Annotated in this window: 21 protein-coding genes and 1 pseudogene; 14 read left to right on the plus strand and 8 right to left on the minus strand. The window is 57.4% G+C overall.

Features of this window, described 5'->3' with window-relative positions; genetic code table 11:
- Nucleotides 1-78: 78 nt before the first annotated feature.
- The 7 genes from V1475_RS07355 to V1475_RS07385 all read left to right on the plus strand — a co-directional run bounded on the left by V1475_RS07355 (nt 79) and on the right by V1475_RS07385 (nt 8,132).
- Entirely contained in the window at nt 79-2,025 is a 1,947-nt protein-coding gene (locus tag V1475_RS07355; RefSeq protein ID WP_479412219.1) for a TniQ family protein, read from the plus strand.
- 47 nt (nt 2,026-2,072) lie between these two features.
- Nucleotides 2,073-2,834, plus strand: coding sequence for a hypothetical protein (locus V1475_RS07360; RefSeq protein WP_479412220.1), 762 nt, complete (start codon nt 2,073-2,075; stop codon nt 2,832-2,834).
- Nucleotides 2,831-5,017: a hypothetical protein gene (locus V1475_RS07365; RefSeq protein ID WP_479412221.1), complete on the plus strand. Its 2,187-nt coding sequence runs from the start codon at nt 2,831-2,833 to the stop codon at nt 5,015-5,017. The genes V1475_RS07360 and V1475_RS07365 overlap by 4 nt, the downstream gene beginning before the upstream one ends.
- Nucleotides 5,014-5,991: an ATP-binding protein gene (locus tag V1475_RS07370; protein WP_479412222.1), complete on the plus strand. Its 978-nt coding sequence runs from the start codon at nt 5,014-5,016 to the stop codon at nt 5,989-5,991. The genes V1475_RS07365 and V1475_RS07370 overlap by 4 nt, the downstream gene beginning before the upstream one ends.
- A 179-nt stretch (nt 5,992-6,170) precedes the next feature.
- On the plus strand, nt 6,171-6,617 hold the full coding sequence (locus V1475_RS07375; protein ID WP_479412223.1) for a hypothetical protein: 447 nt from the start codon (nt 6,171-6,173) through the stop codon (nt 6,615-6,617).
- 134 nt (nt 6,618-6,751) lie between these two features.
- On the plus strand, nt 6,752-7,171 hold the full coding sequence (locus V1475_RS07380) for a hypothetical protein (RefSeq protein WP_479412224.1): 420 nt from the start codon (nt 6,752-6,754) through the stop codon (nt 7,169-7,171).
- Between the two features lie 259 nt (nt 7,172-7,430).
- Complete coding sequence (locus tag V1475_RS07385; protein ID WP_479412225.1) at nt 7,431-8,132, plus strand: recombinase family protein; 702 nt, start codon at nt 7,431-7,433, stop codon at nt 8,130-8,132.
- 306 nt (nt 8,133-8,438) lie between these two features.
- Here V1475_RS07385 and V1475_RS07390 read toward each other — a convergent pair whose 3' ends face one another.
- From V1475_RS07390 to V1475_RS07410, 5 genes are all read right to left on the minus strand, one after another.
- Nucleotides 8,439-8,600 carry a hypothetical protein gene (locus V1475_RS07390; protein WP_155846082.1) on the minus strand — a complete coding sequence of 54 codons (162 nt, stop codon included), beginning with the start codon at nt 8,598-8,600 and terminating at the stop codon, nt 8,439-8,441.
- Between the two features lie 63 nt (nt 8,601-8,663).
- Complete coding sequence (locus V1475_RS07395) at nt 8,664-8,882, minus strand: hypothetical protein (RefSeq protein ID WP_479412226.1); 219 nt, start codon at nt 8,880-8,882, stop codon at nt 8,664-8,666.
- Nucleotides 8,883-8,938: 56 nt separating this feature from the next.
- On the minus strand, nt 8,939-9,145 hold the full coding sequence (locus V1475_RS07400; RefSeq protein WP_479412227.1) for a cold-shock protein: 207 nt from the start codon (nt 9,143-9,145) through the stop codon (nt 8,939-8,941).
- A 222-nt stretch (nt 9,146-9,367) separates the two neighbouring features.
- Nucleotides 9,368-10,189, minus strand: a complete 822-nt coding sequence (locus V1475_RS07405) for a transglutaminase-like domain-containing protein (RefSeq protein WP_479412228.1) — start codon at nt 10,187-10,189, stop codon at nt 9,368-9,370.
- Between the two features lie 63 nt (nt 10,190-10,252).
- The gene (locus V1475_RS07410; RefSeq protein ID WP_479412229.1) at nt 10,253-10,447 is read right to left on the minus strand and encodes a hypothetical protein; all 195 of its coding nucleotides are present in this window, start codon (nt 10,445-10,447) and stop codon (nt 10,253-10,255) included.
- A gap of 747 nt (nt 10,448-11,194) precedes the next feature.
- On the opposite strand from V1475_RS07410, the gene V1475_RS07415 reads away from it, so the two are divergent.
- From V1475_RS07415 to acmB, 3 genes are all read left to right on the plus strand, one after another.
- Complete coding sequence (locus tag V1475_RS07415; RefSeq protein WP_479412230.1) at nt 11,195-11,458, plus strand: DUF982 domain-containing protein; 264 nt, start codon at nt 11,195-11,197, stop codon at nt 11,456-11,458.
- A 332-nt stretch (nt 11,459-11,790) separates the two neighbouring features.
- Nucleotides 11,791-12,804 carry an AraC family transcriptional regulator gene (locus V1475_RS07420; protein WP_479412231.1) on the plus strand — a complete coding sequence of 338 codons (1,014 nt, stop codon included), beginning with the start codon at nt 11,791-11,793 and terminating at the stop codon, nt 12,802-12,804.
- Nucleotides 12,805-12,900: 96 nt separating this feature from the next.
- Nucleotides 12,901-14,094: a methyl acetate hydrolase AcmB gene (gene acmB, locus V1475_RS07425; protein WP_479412232.1), complete on the plus strand. Its 1,194-nt coding sequence runs from the start codon at nt 12,901-12,903 to the stop codon at nt 14,092-14,094.
- A 636-nt stretch (nt 14,095-14,730) separates the two neighbouring features.
- Here acmB and V1475_RS07430 read toward each other — a convergent pair.
- A complete protein-coding gene (locus tag V1475_RS07430) occupies nt 14,731-15,282 on the minus strand; it encodes a fasciclin domain-containing protein (protein ID WP_434286217.1) in 552 nt (183 codons plus the stop codon).
- Nucleotides 15,283-15,541: 259 nt separating this feature from the next.
- Nucleotides 15,542-16,396: a DUF4394 domain-containing protein gene (locus V1475_RS07435; RefSeq protein WP_479412233.1), complete on the minus strand. Its 855-nt coding sequence runs from the start codon at nt 16,394-16,396 to the stop codon at nt 15,542-15,544.
- 117 nt (nt 16,397-16,513) lie between these two features.
- Between V1475_RS07435 and V1475_RS07440 the strand changes: the two genes are divergently transcribed.
- The 3 genes and pseudogenes from V1475_RS07440 to V1475_RS07450 form a co-directional block, all read left to right on the plus strand.
- Nucleotides 16,514-17,086, plus strand: a complete 573-nt coding sequence (locus tag V1475_RS07440; protein WP_479412234.1) for a sigma-70 family RNA polymerase sigma factor — start codon at nt 16,514-16,516, stop codon at nt 17,084-17,086.
- Nucleotides 17,083-17,772 carry an anti-sigma factor domain-containing protein gene (locus tag V1475_RS07445; protein ID WP_479412235.1) on the plus strand — a complete coding sequence of 230 codons (690 nt, stop codon included), beginning with the start codon at nt 17,083-17,085 and terminating at the stop codon, nt 17,770-17,772. Before V1475_RS07440 ends, V1475_RS07445 begins: the two co-directional genes overlap by 4 nt.
- A gap of 158 nt (nt 17,773-17,930) precedes the next feature.
- A pseudogene (locus tag V1475_RS07450) lies at nt 17,931-19,225 on the plus strand (IS3 family transposase); the annotation flags it as partial.
- Between the two features lie 910 nt (nt 19,226-20,135).
- Here V1475_RS07450 and V1475_RS07455 read toward each other — a convergent pair.
- Entirely contained in the window at nt 20,136-20,927 is a 792-nt protein-coding gene (locus tag V1475_RS07455; RefSeq protein ID WP_479412236.1) for an IclR family transcriptional regulator, read from the minus strand.
- Nucleotides 20,928-21,113: 186 nt separating this feature from the next.
- Between V1475_RS07455 and V1475_RS07460 the strand changes: the two genes are divergently transcribed.
- The gene (locus V1475_RS07460; RefSeq protein ID WP_479412237.1) at nt 21,114-22,412 is read left to right on the plus strand and encodes an NAD(P)/FAD-dependent oxidoreductase; all 1,299 of its coding nucleotides are present in this window, start codon (nt 21,114-21,116) and stop codon (nt 22,410-22,412) included.
- Nucleotides 22,413-22,421 lie beyond the last annotated feature (9 nt).

Here is a 22,421-nt window from a genome sequence, read left to right on the forward strand (position 1 = left end):
CCGGAAGGCCTGTCTAAAACGGAATGAAGGGACAGCAGGTGTCGGATGCGCCGCATTTGACATGACTGCTTATCAAAAATGGAAAATATCAGAAAATCCCCCGCGCGAGGCGGGCGGAATGCGGCTGTGCACGTGGGGCGAGCGCCCCTGCCGATTGCAACGAGATTGGCGGAGGGCGAAACGACCACGTCGCTGGCCAGTCGTGCCGCCAGAAATAACGGCTATGCATCATTGCAAGCCCTGTGCAGCGACCAGCGTATTGGGCTTTTGAACCTCTGCAACGGTTTCGATGCCGAGGTCGCGCATATCGCAGACCTCACCGGAATTGAGTTCGACACGCTTCGATTCAATACCCCGCGCCTTGATACGCAAGGCTGGTTCCGGCTTGGGGCAGAGCGGATCAAGGCCACGGCGTTTACCCGTTCTGGCGGGCAGGTCTGTCCTGCTTGCGTGCTCGAAGGCCGCACGGATGATGCACGGAATGGTGCTTTTCAAAGGGGCGTTTGGCAGGTGTCGAGCCTGCATTGCTGTCTAAAACATAAGGTGCCGCAGGTACGTTTTGAGGCCTCGGGCAATAGTAAATCAGCTCATGACTTTGCGCAGCATATCAAAAGCTGGGTGCCGGGCGAAATCACCGGGGTGGCAGATGAAGACCTTGGCTTAGAGGTCTACCTCGCAGATCGGATCAGGTTGGGTCGCGGACAGAATTGGCTCGATGGCTTCGAGTTTCACGTTGTCTCTTCGTTTTGCGAAGCTTTAGGAACCCTGCTGCAATTCGGGGCAAAAACGCGCCCGCACCTACTTTCCGCTCTCGATCGGATCAAGGCTGGTGCGGGCGGGTACGCCGTTGCAAGACACGGGCCGGACGCAATTCGAAATGCGCTCGATACCATCCGGACGTCGGCGCCCAAATCCCAGAAACCGGACTATTCGAAAATCTATGGCCCGGTGATCTCGGAACTGAGAGCACGGCGAAACGATCCGGACTTCGATGTGTTGCGGCACCTCATGCGGGAGTACGTTTTGGATCATTTCTATGTACCGGAGGGTACTTCGCTCCTGGGCGAAACCTGCGGGGCACCGCGTCTGCTCACTGTGGGCGTGGCCGCAAAACGCTCAGGCATTCCGATTTCCACGCTTACGCGCCAACTTAAGCGCAGCGGCGAACTCACGTCGGAGATGAAGAACGGCTGGAGTGATCGGGCCATGCTTGTGGCAGCCACGGTGATGGACGCTGCCATTGGTGAGGCGGAAAAGCTCTCCTCCCTCAAGGTCGCGCGGGAGGTGCTTGGTTGCGACCGTTACACGATGGAGCGCCTCATTGAGAGCTGGATGATGCCCCTGCATTTCCCGGCGGATGAGTGCAGTTTGCCGATGCTTCACAGCGAAGACATCTTAAACTTTGTCTCACGTCTGCAAGCGGTAACCAAAGTGAGGTCGGATATCGGGGCAGATGAACAGCCTTTGGCAGAGGTTGCACGCCAGTGTCACTGCACGACGCATTGGCTGCTGTCGCAGGCGCTATCAGGTCATCTGCGGCTGGTCTCAAAGCTCAAAGAACCGTTCCGACTGACCGAGTTCTATGTGTCGCTTACAGAGGTCCGGGACCAACTGGATCAGGTCCCCGAAGGGCAGGTAACGGCGGCTCAGGCCGCGAAGTTGCTGGGATGCAATGTGGCGACAATCCATGCCCTCGCGGAGGGGGGCTTTGTTGGCTCGCAGTTGCAGGATGCGCGACTGTCCAATCGCAAACGGCGCGTGGTTCCTCTCGCGGATTTGGAGGCTTTTGAACGCGACTATATCCTGCTGCGGGCTCTGAGCGGAACGCGGCGCGCTGATTTTGAAGCTCTTCAGCTCCAGCTTTCAGAGCAGGGTGTCGAGCCGCTTCAGCTCGGTGAAACTGCCAGAAAATTCTTCAAACGCGTTGAGATCAAGCGACTTGCCTACCGTCCCGGAGGCCACGCGCTGGCACGCCTTCTGGCCGCTGACGAGATGCACCCGCGCCTCTCGGATGGCGTCTTTTAATCCAAAAAAATGAACAGGGCCCAGAGGCCCAAACAACGAGCAAAATAATGACAGATAAAATCGAAATCATCGACCACGATAGCTGGGCCTACAACCTGCCCAAAACCCGAACTGCGGGCAAAATCACCATAGGAGATATTCCGGGGGTCCTTCCGTTCACCGGCGTGCGCAATCCGCTGACCACCAGTAGCACGAGCCAGAAAGTTGCCCTGACGTATCGGACGGCTGCGAATAATTTTGTCCCGAAAGTCGGGGCGACGGAGAGCTTGGCTGAGGCCGCTGTTGCGCATGAGGCGCTTTCATCCGGGCGTTTTTACGACGTGGAATTCCAGCCTGTGCGTTTTCCATATCAGCATCCTGCTGGAGGGATGCACTGGCATACGATTGATCTCAGACTCACGCTGAGAAATGGTCTGGCGTGCTTCGTTTTCGTGCGCAACGCGACCAGCCTGTCGAAGCCGCAGACCATCGCTGAGATCGCGGCAATCCGTCAAGCTGCACCATGGGCCGAGGCGCATAAGTTTATTGTCATAGATGCCGACGGTTACAATCGCGCACGCCGCGACAACCTGCGCCGTATGCATCATTTTGCCTGTTTTGAACCCGATCCTCAGTCGGACGCTCTTGTGGAGGCGGCGGCTTACGATCTCAAGACGCTCTGGCGGATTTCTGATTTGTTCAATGTAATCGACTTGCCGAATGGTCAGATCATGAAATCCTGCCTACGCCTCATCGCGCGGGGCGCGCTCAAAGCCAATATGAATGCGGTGATCGGGGCTCAATCCCGTATCTGGAGGGCTGCAAAATGAGTGTGCGTTTGAATTATCATGTGCCCGCTGGCACCCAGTTGACCAGCGGCGGTAGCTCTCATTTTCTTTATCCTCAAAAAGACGGGAGCTATCGGGCGGAAGACGTTGAAACAGGGAGTTCCGAGGTGTGGACAGTCGACGAATTCCTTGTCCGATCTGGGTGGGGCGACGCAACTCGTTCCAATCTGATGCTTGGTGGCTCCGAGAGTAGAATGCGTATTCGCCGAGGTGGGCGGTATCACCGAGATCAATTGAGTGCGCGCGGACGGGAAAATCTTTGCTTCCGCAAGGCACTTATGGCCGGAATTGAAGCGCTGAGCGCAGCAGGCGTGAAGATCACGGGGCGTGCTCTTGATGATATGGAGAACCGTCGAAGAATTCGTGATGTAGCAAAAGTGCATTATTCGGAACGTCCGATTTGGATTGTGCCGCGTGGTGGGAGCATTGGCCTCAAAGTTGATATGCCCAAAGGCCGCACCTTGCGAGACTATTGGACGCGCTACGTCGATGCGGTCTTTGATGAAATGGCACTGGCCGATCAGAGTTGGTTGAAAGGCAATCGTACACCACGCATCCACTGGCGTGTGCGCGAGTTGATTGATCAGGCCATCGAGGACGTGCATCTCGATCTCAAAAAGCCGAAGGTTTCTCAGACATTGTGCCGTCTAGAGACGCTTATCACATCTGAAAATGAAAGACGCGAGGCGCGGGGCCAGGAACCGCTCGGATGTGTGTCTTACAAAACGGTTCGTGATCATATCAAGATGATCAAAGCCACAGCGCTTGCCTTTGCGCGCGATGGTGAAAGAGCGACAACGAACAGCCGCACACGGGGCAATTCCGACACTCAGTCACTTATGATCGGTGAACTCGTCGAAATTGACGAATGCAAATTGTCTTTGCTGACGCCCGTGAAAAAGCACGGGTATTGGGAAGCTCTGTCCGTCGAAGACAAAGAGGCGCTCGAAGAAATCGAAGACTACGTCTACAACCGCCTTTGGCTGGTTCTCGTCCTCGATGTGGCGACGCGGATGCCCCTAGGTTGGACACTCACGGACGCGCCGAACCATGAGGCGACGCTTGACGCGCTGCGCATGGCAACACGTTCGAAGGAACGAGAGAAGACGATCTATGGGTGTGATTTTGACCCGATGCCAGCCGTCGGGTTGGCTTGTGTCAGAAATGACAATGGCGCGGGATTGCGTAATGCTCCTGTGAAAACAGCATTGCTTGGGACGAGCACACAGGTGGTCGATGTCAGGAGCTATCATTCTGGCGACAAACCCTATGTCGAGCGCATGTTTGGAACGATGGAGGATCAACTCGTCAGTTTAATCCACGGATACACCGGACGAAAAGCAGGTGATCTCAAAGGGTATGACGCAAAAAAGAATGCGATCATTCTGAGAGACGAACTATACGGGCTAATCACACGCTATCTGATTGATGTGTACCCAAACCAGACCCATTACGGCGTCAATATGTTTCGCCGGACACCGCTTCAGGCCACGCGTCAGCTTGCCGCTGAGGGATGGGCCATTGCTATGCCATCACCACAGGATCGGCGGTTGAGTTTTGGGTGGAGAAAAGAGGCGACGATCACAGACGAAGGTGTGAAGGTTTTCGGGCTGCCGTTCAATTCGCCAGAGCTTCAGAAATTTCGGGACAGCGAAAGAAGAAAGGTTGCCGTATATTGTGATCCCGACTGCACGAATGAAGCGACAGTGATTATCGAGGGCCATCCTGACCCGGTTCGAGTGGAATTAAGCTGGTCAGAGATGTGCGATATGTCGATCCCGGAATTCCTTGCAGTTTACGAAAAGATGCGGGCGAGCGATCCGTCAAATATGCGAGATGAACGCCCGAGATTGGCTCGCGTGCGTCAGGAAATGTTTGAGTTTCTGCGTACAAAGGCCATCGAAAACGGTCTTGCCCGGAGTTACATGACGCGGGCGGAAGCCGAAAAGAAAGCTGCCGTGCTCACCGCTGGCATGCAGTCATCTGAACCGAAAATCACGGTGGGCACGGTTGCGCCCGGCACGCTCGCGGATCTGGAGTGTGATCCCTTTGCATTTGACATCGGCGATGGGTTCGAACCGCCGATTGAGGGCGATCTGACGTCCGGCACTCAGGACGAGCGCGCCGTATTCGGTCGCCCGGAACACGCGGGGAAGCTGAAATGAGTTTCCTCGATACAGCCGTGGCCTCGAAGATCGCAGCCCTCAAAGCCCTGCATTATGATTTCCCGCGCGCAAATCGTTTGCGCGCGGGGATCTCGTGGATGTTTACTGACTATTGGGCCAAAGCCTCTGCGGGCCAGACCTTTGAGGCGCGCGGCCTGATGGTGACGGGGCCGTCCCGGGTCGGGAAAACCGGAGAAATCCGCCACCAGCTTGATCAGCTCAACGATGGATCAACCCTCATGCCTGACGGGCGCCCCGCGCGTATCGTCAGCGTCATGCTCAAAGGAACTATGTCGTGGAAAGATCTGGGCGTGCATACCTTGCGAGAGGGATTTGGCTTGCCGACATCGGGCCGTATGACGCAACGCGAAATCTGGGATATGGTTGGCTTCCACGCGCGGGAGCAAGGCGTCCACGGCATTCATTACGACGAGTGTCAGCATATCTTTCCGAGAAAAAGCGCCGAGGGGCGGGCGATGATCCTCGATAGCTTCAAGTCGCTCCTCAAAAAGCCTGACTGGCCCCTGATGCTGATCCTGTCGGGCGTTGACGAACTGGCTGGTCACATCAACAGCGAAGAGCAATTGGCCTATCTGCTCAGGCCCGTGCCGTTTCGTGAGATCTCTCTGGCCCGAGACGAGGATGTTCAGGAGTTAAACCGGCTCTGTTTTGCCTATGCCGATACCGCCGGGTTCGACTTCACACCGCTTAGTTCGATGGATTTCTATCGGCGTCTTTCCCGCGCTTGCTCTTATCGCTGGGGGCTTGTCATCGAACTGCTGATTGACGCGCTGGTGGAAGCAAGCCGCAGTAAGGACGTTCGGCTGGGCACCTGTCATTTCTGCCGTGCGTTTACCGACCGGACGTCCTTGCCATCGGGGTATTCACCGTTTTCGGTCGAGGATTTTGAGCCGTTGTTCAAGGCTGCGAAAATCTTCGATTTGTGGAATGAGAAAGTGGGGAGAGGGGGCTGATGCAAAATCCCAACCCTTTGTGCACGCACGTCTCATTTGATTGAGCGCCCAATCTAAATAGGATTGCCGGATACGCCCTAACTTCGTGCGGAGCTATTTTCAGCGAAGGTAGGGTGTGCGGGACGGAGAGGACATTCAAGGTGACGGAAGTATCCATGATAGACACAAGGAAACGGACGATGGCGCAGGGGAAAATTGGGCCGCACAATGGCAAGGAGCTTGAACTGATGCTGTGCGGTGAAAAGCCGCTTGCATTGTTCTCGGTGGAGACGGGCATGAAAGCTGAGCACGTAGGGGACACTGATTTTGCGCCTCACGTGGAAAGCGGTCGCATCCGCCTCTTCTTAAAGCGAAAAAAATACCGTGTTGGAGATCAATTCGATGGTCACTTTATAGAAATTGAGTGGCGCGCATACTGCCTGCCTGCGCATGAGTGGCGCGCCAAAATCATCCTCGCGGTCAACTCGGAGCCCTTCGAGGAGCACGGCTCGCTCCGCGATCAGCTCTCGCCGGAGGATATAGCCCGTATGAATGGGGCGCTACTCGGCTATTCTGCTGATGATATTGAGGCTTTTGTGCACCGGATGTCCCGCCCCCTTGATCGGTCAACTGGGGCCGGCAGCTAAGGGCTCAAAGCCGTTTTGCGGCATTGCCGCATAATCCCAGTGGGATTTAGCGACACTCTTATCGGGATTCATGTGGCAATGAGCTAGGAAATGCAGACTGAGAGAGTGATGCAATATTTATCTTACGCTGTAAGATGGATATTGCTCAAAATACGAAGAAAAGGAGAGCAGATTTCGCTCAGATATTTACACCCGACCTTGGTGTTGCCTTGATGAATATTGATCTCCACGGCTGCTGTGACCCGTTGAGCGCAAACTCCTTGCTTGAACTCGGTCTTGTTGATCTGGAACAGGTTTCAATTCATCCATTAGGCGGGGAGATTTTGGTGTTCGAGGCGATAAGTCTGACATTGAGTGGCATCATAGAAGTTGGGAAAATCGCCCAAGTTGCATCGGTCCGACACCGCTTTTTCCAAGAAGCGTTCGCCCGAATGCAAACCGATCAGTATCGTTCCAACAAGGCAGTGGTGTTCGAGGCTTGGTATCTGAAACGCCTTCCTTACGGAAAATTGGAGGACTGTCATCACCGTTCGGCGCTTCACTGGCGCATCTGAAAACCTACCGTGCGATCACCAGCAGGCCCGTGCAATTTGCGCGGGCTTTTTTGTTGTGCGGTTTCGGGCTTGGGAAGTATTCAAACTTATGCTGCGCGTTTATGCTCCAAACGTGCAGGTTTATGGGTTCGATCTAAAGTGTTTGTTGAATTTGTTATTTAAAACAGTGGCTTGTGATTGATTCGAATTCAGGTTTTGAATTTCGCGCACTCTTTTGCTCCACTGACAAATTGTGTCATTGGACCATAAGAGTGCATTTTTGGAGCATAAACGTGCATCTCAGTGTCAAGAAAATTTTGAAACACAAGATGTAGTAGATGTTTCGCAGGTCCAAAACAAACGCGCTCCGTTTTTAGCTCTCTTCGAAAGGTCTTCGATGTCCGAAAATCGCTATGGTGTGATCTCTGGACTGCGAAGCGCGGAGGATCGGCAGCTCGCGCTCGCACGGCTTGAAGCTGAAGGTATTCCGACGGATCAGATTTTCACGACCGATCCCGAAGAGCCAAATGCACCGCCCGTCTGGCTTAACGATCTGAGTGCAGACGCGGAACTCATCGCCCCGTCTCTGAGCGACCTCAACCTTTCAACACAAGGCATCGCCGCCACGGTCGAGGCAGCGCGGGAGTTGGGCATTCAAATCCGCAGCCTTGATGTGGCATTCGACAGCCGAAACGATTGGCAGTCTCAAGTCAGCACTCTGCTGAGGGCTCTCAATCGCCTCGACCGCAAAGGCTTCTCGGACGGGACCAAGATCGCACTGCAAGAGGCCAAGGCCCGTGGTCAGCGTCTGGGGCGTAAGCCGAGCATGACAGATCTGCGAAAAGCCGTCGCCATCCAAATGATTGAGGCAGGGTACAAAGGGACCAAAATATGGAAAACCCTCGCGGTTCTGGAAGGCCCGCCGATCAGCCAATCGGCCTATTACCTCTGGCAAAAAACATGGTTGGCTGAGAGGGAGTGATCAGACGAGAAGGGAGGAAACCGGACATTCGTTGCGTCCTGAACGAAATGCAGCGATGGGCGGAGAGCCGCCATTCGCTGCACAACAAACAAATGACCGCATGCGCAACGAAGCGAAAAACGTGGATAATTTAAAGCACAGCATCCCATGAAACGCGGTTTGTAAAAGCAAAGCGGCAGAGGCTATGCTCTGCCGCTTCACCTTCCGGTGGTGCATCAACGAATGCTGATCGGCTCTATCGTCGCCTGATCGCGCTCAGTCGGACCACCGAAAACGCCATCTTCCATACGTTATAGAGAGATGACGTCATTCCTGGACGTTTTGCGGCAAGGCTTGTCGCGTGTCCAAAGTTTTGTCCGCTACAAGGTGTTCAAAAAAATGATGCCAACCGAGGTCGGATTTATTCTTTTGAGTAAGCGTCATCATCGCAGAGCTTTGCGCGCCTGCGGGGGTCTTTTTGAGTGTCATGTTTGGCCCTCCATCGTATTCCGAAAATATCCCGGAATTTCATCTTGAGCCCATGAAATCGGCTCAAGTGTTTTTCTTGTCGGTGGCAAGCGGGCTGTCAGGCGCGTCCTTGCCTGCGTCGCGCGACAGTCGTGCGGCCTTGAGGCTGGCTGTCAGGTCTGCGCGTCGCGCCGCTTCTGTTTCGATGATCTCGCGGGCCGCCGCAGCCGTACGGTCATGCGGCGTGACCGGCTTGGCCGTCGTTTGGCGAAACAGGGAAGCGGCCTTGTCTTTACGGGGCATGAGGCCTCCTTGGTCGAGGGGCCCGGCGATGAACGCCGGGTCCAAAACCGGTCAGATCAGGCGAGTGCCAGATTGGTTGCGGACTCGCGTCCGTCGCGTCCGGCTTCGACATCGAAGGTCACGGCCTGACCTTCATCCAGTTGCGCGATGCCGCCGCGTTCCATCGCGGAAATATGGACGAAAATATCACGTCCACCGGATTCCGGTGCGATGAATCCGAAGCCTTTAGATTGGTTGAACCATTTCACAGTGCCATTGGCCATTGTGATGTCTCCTTGAGTATTTTGCAGCCCACGTGAATGCGGTTGCCCGGCTCAGTCAGATCGAAGCGGCAGACTGGAACCGATAAGGGAGACAGGATGCAGATGGAAAAAACGTTGCTCCTATTGGGTACAGGACGAGGCTCCGAATAGCAAAGGAAAAGAAATAAAAGATTTTTTGCGCGCAGCGCGACCCGTCTCTCGGAACTTTCTTAGAGCGGCACATCAGCTGATTTGATCGCTCCACACATTGAACCCCGTCAGGACGTTCTCGCCGAAAGAATGGGTCAGCGGCACGTCCGCAGCATCGCGGCCCTGTGCGACCAGAACGCGTCCGATGCGCGGCATATTGTTGCGCGGATCGAACACCCACCAGCGACCGTCAAGCCAGACTTCCATCCAAGCGGCGAAGTCGCCCGGCGGATAGGGCGGCTCCATGCCGATATCGCCGAGATAGCCGGTGCAATACCGCGCGGAAATGTTCATACAGCGGCAAAAGGTGATCGCCAGATGCGCGTAATCGCGACAGACGCCCTGCGCGTCGCGATAGGCCTGCGCGGCGCTGCGGGTGGCATCCGCAGCAAGGTAATCGAAACGGATATGTCCATGCACGAAATCACAGATCGCCTGCACCCGAGTCAATCCGGGGGGCGTGTTTTGAAACAACTGCCAAGCCGTGTCGGATAGCGTGTCGGTGTCGCAATACCGGCTGCCCAAAAGATAGACGAGCACCTCGTCCGGTAGGGCCTCAACGGGGGCCTGTGCGCCGATTTCGGGGCGCGCATCGGGCAGGCCACTATCCCGGATGATCGTCTGCGTCTCGACGGTGAAACGCCCTTGTGGTGCAACCAGCCTCGTGCACCAATTGCCGAATCCGTCACGATAGCCGCTCATCGGTACGCGGGGCATGGTGGTGAGGTGATCGGGGTATTCCAGATCGCTGACCCGTGAGAAATGGACGTTCAAAAGAGCGATCATCGGGGTCGGTTGCGGTAGCTCGAACTGGAAACGGCAGCCGAGTTTGATGCGAAGATCAGGCGGGGTCATGACATGGCTCCTGTCCGGTGTCATCAAACTCTACGGGTGTCAGGAAGGACACCTGCGTCGGCTTCATGATTTGCGATTATGGCGCGACCATGCCTTGCGCAATTCGGAGCCGACGGGGGCATAGGACACATCGAAAATCGAGCGACGCGGTTTCGGTGCCTCGCCAGTGGTCGGCTTAGTGGTCTTGATCTGGGGCTTTTGTGTGATGGGCGTTTTGTCGGCGTCGGTTTCGGTGCCGTGAGCAATGTGTTTTGTCATTTTGAGTGTCCTTTTCGGGAGCAACCTGCGAATGCGGAAAAGACGCCACAGACATGTGGCAGCCTCCTCGGGATCGGCAACTTGGGACCAGTTCGTTTGGTTTGTCGTGCGGATACGAGGAGAAACTGGGGGCATATTGCGCACCGCAGCGATGGCGCGGGTCGTCGCCCGCCTGTGAGAATTTCCTTGTAACCTCAATAGATATGGGGGATCGCGCACCGCATTACCAGTGAAATGACATGCGAGCGGCGCAACTTGTCCCCAAAGTCACCGTGGGATGGCAAGACGCAGCCCCACTTGCCCAAGTTTCAGAAAATAATAGTGATTGTTTTCCATAGCTAAGGCGGGTTTCGAGGCTTTCTCAGAAAAATGCCTCGTATTTCGGCGGCAAAGCATCTATCTATGCCTCATACGTCTGGCCCGTGGCGCATTTACCGAATGGCCCGCAGATGTGTCTCTGCCCCGCCGCAATCCGCGCGAGACAGACGACGCGATTGATTACTTAATCGCAAAATTCATCACCTGACCAGAACGAAGGGTCCGCAGTACGGTGCAATAAGCCCGTGCGACTAAGATGCATGGTGGAGACATTCACCTGCGCCGCGCCACGTCCGGTCATTTCTCTTGAGTTCATCCGAACCAAGTCACCCAAAAGGGCAGATGCCGTTGGCCGCATGCCACGCGCTGCCCAAAACCGCGATCCCGTCTCTACGGTCATGCGGTTTGTATCCGAGAAAGAAAAAGACCTTGATCGAAATTTACTGGGGCACCCCCCTGTCGCTCGTCACTTCACCCGAGGGCGAGGTGCAGAAATTCGGCACCATCGAAAAAGCGCGCCACTGGCTTCACCGTAAATGGCCCGTGTCAGACGACGCGCGGCAACGCGCGCTGGAGACAATTGAAGCAGCAATGGATTGCATGACCCCTGTCGGCGAGGCGCGCAAAGCGTTTATGATGGCCGCGAAAACCGCAGGTTTCGTGCCCGTGGTGGCGACGCAGACAGTCGCATAGCCAAGTTATCCCTCAGATGTCTGCTTTCGGCTCCCACCGGACATTTGCTGCTCAATGCGTGAAGGTCGGGTTTGGGCCGTTACTAACTCGATCAATTTTACCGGTATGCAATTTTTCGCGGGAAGGCGTAGGCGCACAGTAGTTGAGTCGCTGTTGTGCTTTCCGCTGAATTCGTCCTCCTGCCAATGATCAACGATATGTGACTTGGGATTTGCCGAGCCTTGCCTTTCGTTTCGATCCGTTCGATCGCACTGAGTTGCCGCATTTTGTGGCACTCGTGCAAAACCGTGCTATCCTCCGGCTACTTCGAAATCGTATGGAGGAGCGCGATTTTGTTGGAGAACGCATTTATACTCGATCCGCTCGGCGATCCGGTCCGGCATGGAGGAGATACAAAATCGACAGACTGGGATGAGATCCAGGCGTTTTGCCATGATGTCTACATGCCCTATGATGTGCGCCCTATGGAGCGCCAGGCCAAGCCCGATGCGACGATGATCTCCGCCAAGGCGGGCGGTGTGACGATGACGCGCTTTGCCTATGGGACGGGGATTTATCTCAACAATTTCGACCCTGCAGCAGGCAATATCCTCGTGCTCAATACGGTGCGCGGAGCGCTCAATCATGCGGCGGATGGCGGCTCTGTGGCAACGGGGCCGGGCGAGAGTTTCGTCGTGGATTGCTCGCGGGCGGAGTATTGGCTGGAGGGTGACCCCGAGCATATGCAGCTGAACCTGACGATTCCCCACGATCTGATCGAGCAGACTGCAGAACGCTGGTTCGGCTTTGTGCCCGGTGACGTGCTTTGGACAAGCCGCGTCAAGATCGGCGGGGCGCAGTCGGCTTGGGGGTCTTTGCTGGACTATTCTGTTCGAGCTTTGACCCGTTCGGGGGTCGTGGCCGAGGATGCCGCTATTGCGCGCCACCTAGAGGAAATCCTCTGTGTAGAGCTTTTACGGCAGTGGGCCGGGGCAGCGGGCGTGAAGTTGGAGGGCGGCGCAAGGGCCGCGGCGCCGCGCTATGTGCGCCAAGCGGAGGCGATTATGGAGGCCGAGGCACGGCAAGCGCCGACCATCGGAGAGATCGCAAAACGGGTCGGCGTGTCGGCCCGCACGCTGTCGGGCGGGTTCCAACAGTTCCGAGGGCTAAGCCCCCGTGACTTCCTTGTCGCACGCAGGTTGGAAGGCTTCCGAGCCGATCTCGAAAAGGCCGAGGCGGATAAAACCGTCACCGATATCGCGACCCGATGGGGGTATTCCAACTTCGGTGCTCTGGCGGGGCGGTATCGGGAACGCTATGGCGAGTTGCCGTCCCGGACCCGCGCGCGGGCCACGGGGGGCCATTAACTTCTCTTCCGAAACCGGACACCCCATTCCGATAAAGAACAGCGCTGCGCTTTGCGAGCGGCCAATCTTCCCTGCACATGTTCTAGGGAGGAACCAATGAAAGACATGCAAATCGAAAATCTGAAAACGCACTGTGATTCCATTCTCGACAATCTGAGCACGGGCGAGACCCGTGTGCCCGGTGTGGTCGCGATGGCGACTGACCGCACTGGCACGATCTATTCAGGCCAAGCGGGCGAGAGGCGCATCGGGGGCGATCCGATGACCGAGGACACGGTCTTTGCCATCTTCTCCACGACCAAGGCGATTGCGGGAACTACCGCACTGCAATGTGTTGAGGAGGGACTTCTGGACCTCGACGCCCCCGCCAAAGAATACGCCCCCGCCATCGGCAACCTGCAAGTGATCGAAGGGTTTGACGCCGATGGAAGCCCACGTCTGCGTGCGCCCAAGACCGATGTAACCACGCGCCAACTGCTCCTGCACACAGGCGGTTTTGGCTATGACTTCTTCAACGAAACCTACAAGCGTCTGGCCGAGACGCAAGGGCAGCCCTCGGTTGTCACGGGGAGCCGCGCCTGTATCGAGACCCCGATGCTGTTCGATCCGGGTGAGAAGTGGGAATACGGCACCAACATGGATTGGGCCGGCCAGGTGGTCGAGGGTGTGCGCGGCAAACGCCTTGGTGAAGTGATGCGCGAGCGGGTGTTCGATCCGCTCGGGATGGAGGACATCGCCTTCACCCGCACCGACGCGATGAAGGCACGCACCGCAACGATCCACGCGCGCGGCGAGGATGGTTCACTCACCCCGATGGACGACTTCGCTCTGCCCGACGACCCCGAAGTCCACATGGGCGGCCACGGCCTCTATGCCACTGTGCCCGAATACATGAAGTTTATCCGTATGTGGCTTAACGATGGGGACGGCCCGAACGGGCGCGTGCTTAAGCGCGAAACGGTGGAGTGGGCCGTGAAAGGCGCTTTGGTGCCGCCGCAGAAGGTGACCATGCTGCCCGGCGTAATCCCGTCGCTGTCAAACGATGCCGAGTTCTTCCCGGGACAGTCCAAAGACTGGTCCTATACCTTCATGGTTAACAGCGAAGACGCGCCCACAGGCCGCCCCGCAGGCTCCATTGGCTGGGCGGGTCTGGCCAACAGCTACTATTGGATCGACCGCAAAAACGGCATCGGCGGGTACTGGGCGACCCAGATCCTGCCCTTCGCCGATGCGGCGTCCTTCACGGGCTACATGGATTTTGAGAGCGCAGTCTACGCAGCTTTGAAATAACCTAACCGCCAAGTCAAAAGCGCAATCGGGGCTATGTTTGGCCCCGGTTCATCCGGATCAGACATCAGCGCAATCGACTATGCGTGCAAGCAGAATCCAAACTGCTTCACACGTTTTGGCGGTTATTTCACGTCCGTTTCGGGGAAGCGGCACTGCGGCGAGGACTATCCTGCCGAGTGTCCGGTTTGGGCCGCGATTATCCGCGCGATCTTTCTGCACCTGCGAAATTCTGCGCGAACATCATCAAGCAAGAAGGGCTCAAACCGGTCATGCGGCGACGCGGCGTGTTTTGTTCGACTTGAGCGCCTTGGGTAGCACAATAGCAATGGCGTGCCTTCGTAAGTTGACTTCGAAAAAAAGCCGGACTGAACACGGTAGGTGTCCAAGAAACCAGGGGGACCTCATCCTCACTCAAAAGAGTGCGCCATTCGGCCTCGGTTCGACACATCTCAAATCCGCAATCCGCAGCGTCAGCAGGACGGAGCATCAAAGCTGCGCCTGTGGCCCGAAGAAAGGCTCTGCGTTACATGTGTCACCTCACCGTTTTCATGGCTGACCTAGTTTGAGGGAAAATGAATGCGGGCGGCCCAACTGGGTCATGGGGAAGACCGCCCGCACATTCCCGTCCTGTCGGCGTTACTTCGGCACAAGTACGGAATCGACAACGTGGATCACGCCGTTCGATTGGTTGACATCAGCGATGGTCACGCGCCCTGCATTCCCGCTTTCGTCGTAGATGTAGACGTTGCTGCCTTTGACCTGCGCAGACAGCGTGTCACCGGACACAGCTTTGAAGTGGTAGAACCCGTCGGAAGAGGCTTTGGCCTTGGCCGCGATCTCGGCCGCGGACCAGTCCCCTGCGACGACGTGGGCGGTCAGCACCTTCACGAGCATGTCTTTGTTTTCGGGCTTCAGGAGCGTCTCCACTGTGCCATCGGGCAGAGCGGCGAAGGCGTCGTTCACAGGGGCAAAGACGGTGAACGGGCCGTCGCTTTGCAAAGTCTCAACGAGACCGGCGGCTTGCACAGCCGCAACGAGTGTTGTGTGATCGGCAGAGTTGACTGCATTCTCAACGATGTTCTTGGTCTCGAACATCGGAGCGCCACCAACCATCGGGTTTTCAGCATGAGCCGCGGTTGCGATCATAAGTGCGGTTGCGGCGGTGGCCAGTTTTGATACGATTTTCATAGGTCTTTCCTCTCTGATTCATCCGCGTCTTTGGCGGATACGAGAGAAGTCACGTGGCAGGCCTTGGAGAAGTTTCAGCACGCCACAAATTATTTTCGCTACGGGATCGCTCCGGCGCGACCGCGGAGGGGCGAGAATAACTCACTTGAACCAAAACGGAAAAATGGGATTTCGGCAAAGAGACCAATTAAAATGCGCCCCGACCATTGGATCGGGGCGCATTCCGAAGAGTGTCAATGGCCGAATAGCCTAACAGATTTTACATACCTTTCGAGGCCGCAAATCCCGTGAAGCCCCCCATACCCAGATCGCCGATGATCATCAGTTCACCTGTGGAGAGGTCAACGGAGTAGAGGCCTGCGGTGCTCTCACCATCCAGTTGCAGGATGGCAAAGGCGTGGTCCGTGCCCTCCTTGGGGGAGACGATGTCAAACCCACCCCATTCAACCACATCCACGGCCTCGCCGTCGATTGTCAGATAACCGACAGAGGCCAGCTCGCCTGCGTTGTTGGCCAGCTTAACAAGCGCGTTAACGCGCGCATCAATCGCGTATTGTGCCGTGGCCGAGGCCATCATGCCGTTGATCGCGTTGGTGTAGGCATTGGCAAATATAAGCGGATCGGCGCCTTCGCTCATATCACCTTCGGCGTAGAAGGTATCGGTGAAGCGGCGCACGGAGTTTGCGCGCTCATCGCCATCGCCGAAGCCATCGGGAAAGTAGACGAGGTTCGCGCCATCGGCGCCAACAGCGCGCACGGCGTCGATCTGGTTGTTGAAGTCGAAGGCCACTGCGCCGTCGCCGATCATCGCGTCATCCATAAACATCGCGCCGAGGTCGGTCAGAGCGCCCGTCATCGGGTCGACCTCGTAGATCATACCATCGGCATAGCCCAGAAGCTGGCCCGTCACGGGACGGTAGGCGATAGCACGCAGGGGCATCTCGAGATCATAGGTCATCACCTCGCCAGGGGCGGCGATATCGGCCATGGTCACGAGCGTCTTGCCGTCCTCGGCGAGCGCATAGCCCATGGTGCCAGCGTGGTGCATGGCGAAAGCGGGGGCAGCGGTGGCCAGAGCGGCGGTTGCAATCAGAGCAAGTTTCAAGGTTTTCATTGTACGGTCCTTCCTGTCTATTGGCTTGCGTTGAGCCGTGTTTTGCGGATTAATCACCCTTAACCACGGGCGGAGCGGTGCGAGAGTTTCGGCGCCAACAATTTTTTTTGAGGGCGTATGGGCGACGACGCGACACAACCGCAAACCTCGCAGCCCCGAGAGAGGGTCGAGGCTCTGATCGCCCGTGTGTCCTTGGGGGAACGGGCCGCCCTCTCGGATCTTTACGATCTGACCCAAGCGAAACTTTTCGCCGTCTCGCTGCGTGTCTTGGGGGATCGCCACGCGGCCGAGGACGCTATGCACGACACCTATGTCAAAATCTGGAAGAACGCGGACCGTTACAAAGTGACGGGCCATTCGCCGATGACGTGGCTGATCACCATTGCCCGCAACACCGCGATTGACCGCCTTAGGGCACGGCGCAGCCATGCGGATGTCGGGGCCTATTCGGAGACGCTGGCCTCTTCGGCGCATACACCTGAGCAGGGAGCCATGGTCGCCTCGGAAGCAAAGCGTATTGTCGAGTGCCTTGACACCTTGCCCACCGAGCGCCGCAGTGCCATCACCGGAGCCTACCTCGACGGGCGCAGCTATGCAGAACTGGCCGAGGCCGCGAAAGTGCCACTCAACACCATGCGCACGTGGTTGCGGCGCGGGTTGATTGCATTGAGGAAGTGTATGGAGCAATGAGCGAGCCGTATGACGACGATATGCTGGCGGCCGAACTGGCGCTCGGACTGCTTGAGGGCGAGGCTTTGACAGATGCTCGGACGCGTGCCGCAACAGACCAGTCGTTTGCCGCGCGCGTGCATGGCTGGGAGGCTCAATTGGCTCGTATGGCCGACCTGCCGCCCGTTGACGCCCCTGCATCCGTCAAGGTCGCGCTGATGGCCGACCTCTTTCCCGATACCGTGAAGCCGCCGCTTTTGCAGCGGCTCGGGATCTGGCAGGCGCTGGCGGGCGGGGCTGTGGCCGCCGCGCTGGTGCTTGTGCTTGCAGTCTTCCCTATGCGCACTCCGCAAGGCACAGGCCCGCTTTACACAGCCGAGATCGCCTCTGAAATCGGGGATTTCCGCGTGGTCGCCGTGGTCGATAAGACCCGCCAGGAAGTCATCCTGACCCGCACTATGGGTGGCGCCCCTGAGGGCCGCATCCTGCAAGTCTGGGCGCATGGGCCGAACGAGCCTGCACAGTCGGTTGGCCTGTGGCCCGCAGGTGAGAGCGTCCGTCTCGCTCTGCCGCCAGAAATCGCAGCGGTACGCGGCACGCTCACCTTGGGCGTCTCCGAGGAACCTGTCGGCGGCTCCCTCACAGGCTCACCGTCGGGCCGCGTCTTCGGCACCGTAGATATACCGAATGTGCAAAACGCAATTTGATCAAATGCGCGAGCATCTATTCCCGGATTGTAACCATTCGGAACGTATCGGTTAAACTCAATCGGCGCCTCTCGGCCCGGAGCGGACATTCAGGTTGACCTGCCATGGGATTTTTCCTCCATCGTCGATTAGAGACCGGCCCAACATGAGGACGGACAATGAAACGAACGAGATTTACGGACGAACAGATCATCGGCATCTTGGCCGAGCACGAGGCAGGGGCGAAGTGCGCAGACCTGTGCCGCAAGCACGGCATGTCGGAAGGCACCTTCTATAACTGGAAGGCCAAATTCGGTGGCATGACAATGTCGGAGGTCAAGCGGCTGAAGACGCTCGAGGACGAGAACGCTCGGTTGAAGAAGCTGCTGGCCGAGCAGATGCTCGATCTGGCCGCGATGAAGGAACTGGTTTCAAAAAAGTGGTGACGCCTGCCGTGAAGCACGAGGCGGTCGCACATCTGAAGTCCTTGTTCGGGCTTTCGGAACGGCGGGCGTGCCGGATTGCCGGGGCGGATCGCAAGATGGTCCGCTATCAGGCACGGCGTGCTCCAGATACGGAGCTGCGTGGGCGGTTGCGGGAACTGGCCAACGAACGCCGACGGTTCGGTTATCGGCGGCTCTTCGTGCTGCTGCGAGCCCTCCGGCATCAACCGGATCTATCGGCTCTATCGCAAGGAAGGGCTGACGGTGCGCAAGCGAAAGGCCCGGCGCAAGGCTATCGGGACGCGGGCGCCGATCCTGGTCGAGGCGCGGCCCAATGCGCGCCTCCTCTCGGCAGATTTGCATTGCAAATCGCCTGCCGGGCAATGGGATCGCTTGATTTCGTCCACGACCAGTTCGCGGGCGGCCAACGCTTCATTCGCCATTGAGCTCGAACCGATGGCGCCACAATGGCTCATTGCTGAACGTGGTCGACGACGTCACTCGGGAGTGCCTCGCGGCGATCCCGGATACCTCGATCTCGGGGCGCCGTGTCGCGCGTGAGCTCACGGCCCTGATCGAACGCCGTGGAAAGCCCGGCATGATTGTCAGCGAGTTGCCATTGTTGCGCCATTGGTCCGAGCGACAATGGCGACGGCACCGAACGAACCAGTAACGCCATTCTGCGATGGTGCCCCGAACATAAGGTCGAATGGCACTACATCGCGCCGGGCAAGCCCATGCAGAACGGTTTCGTGGAGAGTTTCAACGGTCGGATGCGCGACGAGTTGCTCAACGAAACCATGTTCCGCAATCTGGCTCATGCCCGTGTCGTGATCGCGGCTTGGGCGGCAGACTACAATACCGAACGCCCGCATTCATCCTTGAACGACCAGACCCCGGCTGACTACGCGCGGAGCCTGACCACCGCAATCGCCCGCCCCGCTGCGCGAGATGAAAGCTCCGCGCGTCGGGCAATTGCTCAACCCGCGCCAGATGGCGTAAACATCAACCGGGCTCCGGTCGCGGCTGGGTCAAAGTTCAGTGGCAGATCAACGGACACCTGTCATTTCTGCCGTGCGTTTACCGACCGGAACTCCCTACCATCGGGCTATTCGCCGTTTACAGTCGAAGATTTTGAGCCGTTGTTCTAGGCCGCGAAAATCTTCGATCTGTGGAATGAGAAAACGGGAAGAGGGGGCTGAGAGAGTGATGCAATATTTATCTCACGCTGTAAGGTGGATATTGCTCAAAATACGAAGAAAAGGAGAGCTGATTTCGCTCAGATATTTACACCCGACCTTGGCGTTGCCCTGATGAATATTGATCTCCATGGCTGTTGTGACATGTTGAGCGCAAACTCCTTGCTTGAACTCGGTCTTGTTGATCTGGAACAGGCTTCAATTCATCCAGTAGGCGGGGAGACTTTGATGTTCGAAGCGATAAGTCTGACATTGACTGGCTTCATAGAAGTCGGGAAAATCGCCTAGGTTGCATCGGTCCGACGCCGCTTTTTTCCAAGAAGCGTTCGCGCGAATGCAAACCGATCAGTATCGTTCCAATGAAGCAGTGGTGTTCGATGCTTCGTATCTGAAACGCCTTCCCTCCGGAAAATTGGAGGACTGTCATCGCCGCTCTGCGCTTCACTGGTGCATCTGAAAACCTACCGTGCGATCACCAGCGGGCCCGTGCAATTTGCGCGGGCTTTTCTGTTGTGGGGTTTCGGGTTTGGGAAGTGTTCAAACTTATGCTGCGCGCTTATGCTCCAAACGTGCACGTTTATGGGTTTGAACTAAAAGGTTGTTTTAATTTGGTATTTAAAACAGTTACTTATGGTAGATTCGATTTCAGGTTTTGCATGTCGTGTACTCTTTTGCTCCACTGACAATTGTGCAGAGAATGTTTGAGGCGGTTGGGCTTGTGCCTATGGCAACAGGTTGCGCCTCACTGAGGGCTGTGGGGAATATATCCGGTGACGGGATTGGCGGACCTGCCGATCTCTGCGGCGGCGTCTTGCATGACGGAGAGAATCCATTTTTCCCGTGCCGGGTCGACCCGTTCGAGCACGGCAGAGAGGCCGATGGCGGCGATGGTTTTGCCGGTTTGCGAGCGCACGGGGACTCCGAGGCCGAACACATCCTGAAACACTTCGCCGGGATCGCGAGCATAGCCGTCGCGCTGAACCTGACGGATCGCGGTTCGCAGGGCGAGCTCGTCCAAGAAATAGGGGCCGATCAGTGCTTGCCGGTTGGTCTCGATCACATGGTCTGCCTCCTGATCATCGAGCGCGGCCAGAAGGCAGAGGCTGCTGGAGCCGACACCTAGGGGCACGGTTGCCCCGACATTCGAATAGATCGTGCGGGCGTTGAACGTGCCTTCGGCGCGGGCGGCACACATTGCCAGAGCGTCTTGGGCGATCACCAGCGCGATGGAACAGCCCGTGGCCTGAGCCACCCGGCGCAGGGGACGCTGGGCGACCTTGTGCAAGGGGTTGGCCTCGAAGGCGGCGGCGGCGAAGAACAACGCGCCGCGCCCGATCCGGTAGTGTTTCGCTTCGCTCTCCACCAGCCCGTGCTTTTCGAGCGCCTGCAATTGCCGATAGAGTGTGGCCTGCGTCAGCCCGGTGCGTTCGGACAGCTCGCGCGCTGTCAAGCCAGGGCTTTGCGCCGTTGCGATGACTCGCATGAGGCCAATAGCCCGGTCGAGAGCCTGCGTTCCTGAGGCGGGTTTGCTCATTTATCGTGCTCCTGACGACGGGTTTCTGAGAAGGGGGCGTGCTCTAAAGGCTACATTACTCATAATATGATAAATATTATTTTTTTTATCAAAATATGAATCAAAAACCTTATCCCACGTCGATTTTTGCCTAATGTGACGGGAAATCACGTCCCGCACCGTCCGGGCCAAGCTCAGAGGCATCACATGCGCATTACCATGGACCCCGTCGCCGGGAATGAAGAACTGCCGAGCCGCAGCGATGTTGTCGTCATCGGTGGTGGTATCATCGGTGTCAGCACGGCGCTGTTTCTCGCCGAACGCGGTGTCTCCGTGACGCTGTGCGAGAAAGGTATTATCGGGGCCGAGCAATCGGGCCGCAACTGGGGCTGGTGCCGGACGATGGGGCGCGATGCGGCGGAAATTCCGCTGACGGTGGAGAGCCTCAGGCTTTGGCGGCGGATGAATGAAATTACCGGGCTGGAAACCGGCTTTCGGCAGCGCGGCACGCTTTATCTGCTCGACGGGGAAAAGGCGTTGGCGTCCTATGAGAGCTGGATGGAGCACGCGCGTGAGAACGCCCTTTCGGCGCGGTTCATCGAGGGTTCGGAAATCACCGATCTTTTGCCGGGTCTCGCAAAGCCTTGGAAACGTGCGCTTTATACGCCGACAGACGGCACGGCCGAGCCGTTCAAGGCGACGCCTGCCATGGCCCGCGCGGCGCAAAAGAAAGGCGCGGTGATCCTGCAACACTGTGCTGTGCGCGGGATCGAGACCGAGGCGGGGGCGATCTCGGGGGTGGTCACTGAGCGGGGGGCGATCCGTTGTGGTGCCGTCGTTTTGGCGGGGGGCGCTTGGTCGCGGCTTTTTGCGGGCAATATGGGGCTGAAGTTTCCGACCCTGCCGGTGATCAATACGGTGATGCGCACAGCGCCCGACGAGAGCCTGCCCGATCTCGCGGTCGGAGGGCCGGATTTCGCGTTTCGGCGTCGTCTCGATGGGGGCTATTCGGTGGCGATCCGCAATGACAACCTTGCGCCTCTGACACTGGACAGTTTCCGGCTGTTTTTCGATTTCCTGCCGACCGCGCTAAAATCCATGCATGAATATCGCCTCGGCCTGACACCCTATTTCTTTGAGGACTGGAAGCGGGCAAGGCATTGGAAAAACGACGAAATCACACCGTTTGAATTGATGCGGACGCTCGACCCCAAACCCGTCAAACGCGATCTGAAAAACGCTTGGGCCAATACGGTCAAGGCCTATCCGGGATTTGCGAAACTCAAGCCGGTGCAAAGCTGGGCGGGGCTGATCGACGCCACGCCGGATGCCGTTCCGGTGATTTCCGAAGTGCCGAAGCGGCCGAATTTCTATATCGCCTCGGGGTTCTCCGGCCATGGGTTCGGAACCGGGCCGGGGGCGGGGCATCTGATGGCGGATATCGTCACCGGGGCCACGCCCATCGTCGATCCGGCGCCGTTCCGGTTGGACCGGTTTAGAGGGTAAAACAGCGGC

The sequence above is a fragment of the Celeribacter sp. SCSIO 80838 genome (genome assembly GCF_056498065.1).

Bases quoted from the DNA above. Each gene is read 5' to 3' on its own strand.
- V1475_RS07400 (WP_479412227.1), bottom strand. From the start codon at position 9,145: ATGGCCAATGGCACTGTGAAATGGTTCAACCAATCTAAAGGCTTCGGA.
- V1475_RS07370 (WP_479412222.1), top strand. From the start codon at position 5,014: ATGAGTTTCCTCGATACAGCCGTGGCCTCGAAGATCGCAGCCCTCAAA.
- V1475_RS07445 (WP_479412235.1), top strand. From the start codon at position 17,083: ATGAGCGAGCCGTATGACGACGATATGCTGGCGGCCGAACTGGCGCTC.
- V1475_RS07395 (WP_479412226.1), bottom strand. From the start codon at position 8,882: ATGCCCCGTAAAGACAAGGCCGCTTCCCTGTTTCGCCAAACGACGGCC.
- V1475_RS07405 (WP_479412228.1), bottom strand. From the start codon at position 10,189: ATGACCCCGCCTGATCTTCGCATCAAACTCGGCTGCCGTTTCCAGTTC.
- V1475_RS07360 (WP_479412220.1), top strand. From the start codon at position 2,073: ATGACAGATAAAATCGAAATCATCGACCACGATAGCTGGGCCTACAAC.
- V1475_RS07365 (WP_479412221.1), top strand. From the start codon at position 2,831: ATGAGTGTGCGTTTGAATTATCATGTGCCCGCTGGCACCCAGTTGACC.
- V1475_RS07430 (WP_434286217.1), bottom strand. From the start codon at position 15,282: ATGAAAATCGTATCAAAACTGGCCACCGCCGCAACCGCACTTATGATC.
- V1475_RS07435 (WP_479412233.1), bottom strand. From the start codon at position 16,396: ATGAAAACCTTGAAACTTGCTCTGATTGCAACCGCCGCTCTGGCCACC.
- V1475_RS07380 (WP_479412224.1), top strand. From the start codon at position 6,752: ATGGATATTGCTCAAAATACGAAGAAAAGGAGAGCAGATTTCGCTCAG.
- V1475_RS07390 (WP_155846082.1), bottom strand. From the start codon at position 8,600: ATGACACTCAAAAAGACCCCCGCAGGCGCGCAAAGCTCTGCGATGATG.
- V1475_RS07455 (WP_479412236.1), bottom strand. From the start codon at position 20,927: ATGAGCAAACCCGCCTCAGGAACGCAGGCTCTCGACCGGGCTATTGGC.
- V1475_RS07375 (WP_479412223.1), top strand. From the start codon at position 6,171: ATGGCGCAGGGGAAAATTGGGCCGCACAATGGCAAGGAGCTTGAACTG.
- V1475_RS07355 (WP_479412219.1), top strand. From the start codon at position 79: ATGGAAAATATCAGAAAATCCCCCGCGCGAGGCGGGCGGAATGCGGCT.
- V1475_RS07460 (WP_479412237.1), top strand. From the start codon at position 21,114: ATGCGCATTACCATGGACCCCGTCGCCGGGAATGAAGAACTGCCGAGC.
- V1475_RS07410 (WP_479412229.1), bottom strand. From the start codon at position 10,447: ATGACAAAACACATTGCTCACGGCACCGAAACCGACGCCGACAAAACG.
- V1475_RS07440 (WP_479412234.1), top strand. From the start codon at position 16,514: ATGGGCGACGACGCGACACAACCGCAAACCTCGCAGCCCCGAGAGAGG.
- acmB (WP_479412232.1), top strand. From the start codon at position 12,901: ATGAAAGACATGCAAATCGAAAATCTGAAAACGCACTGTGATTCCATT.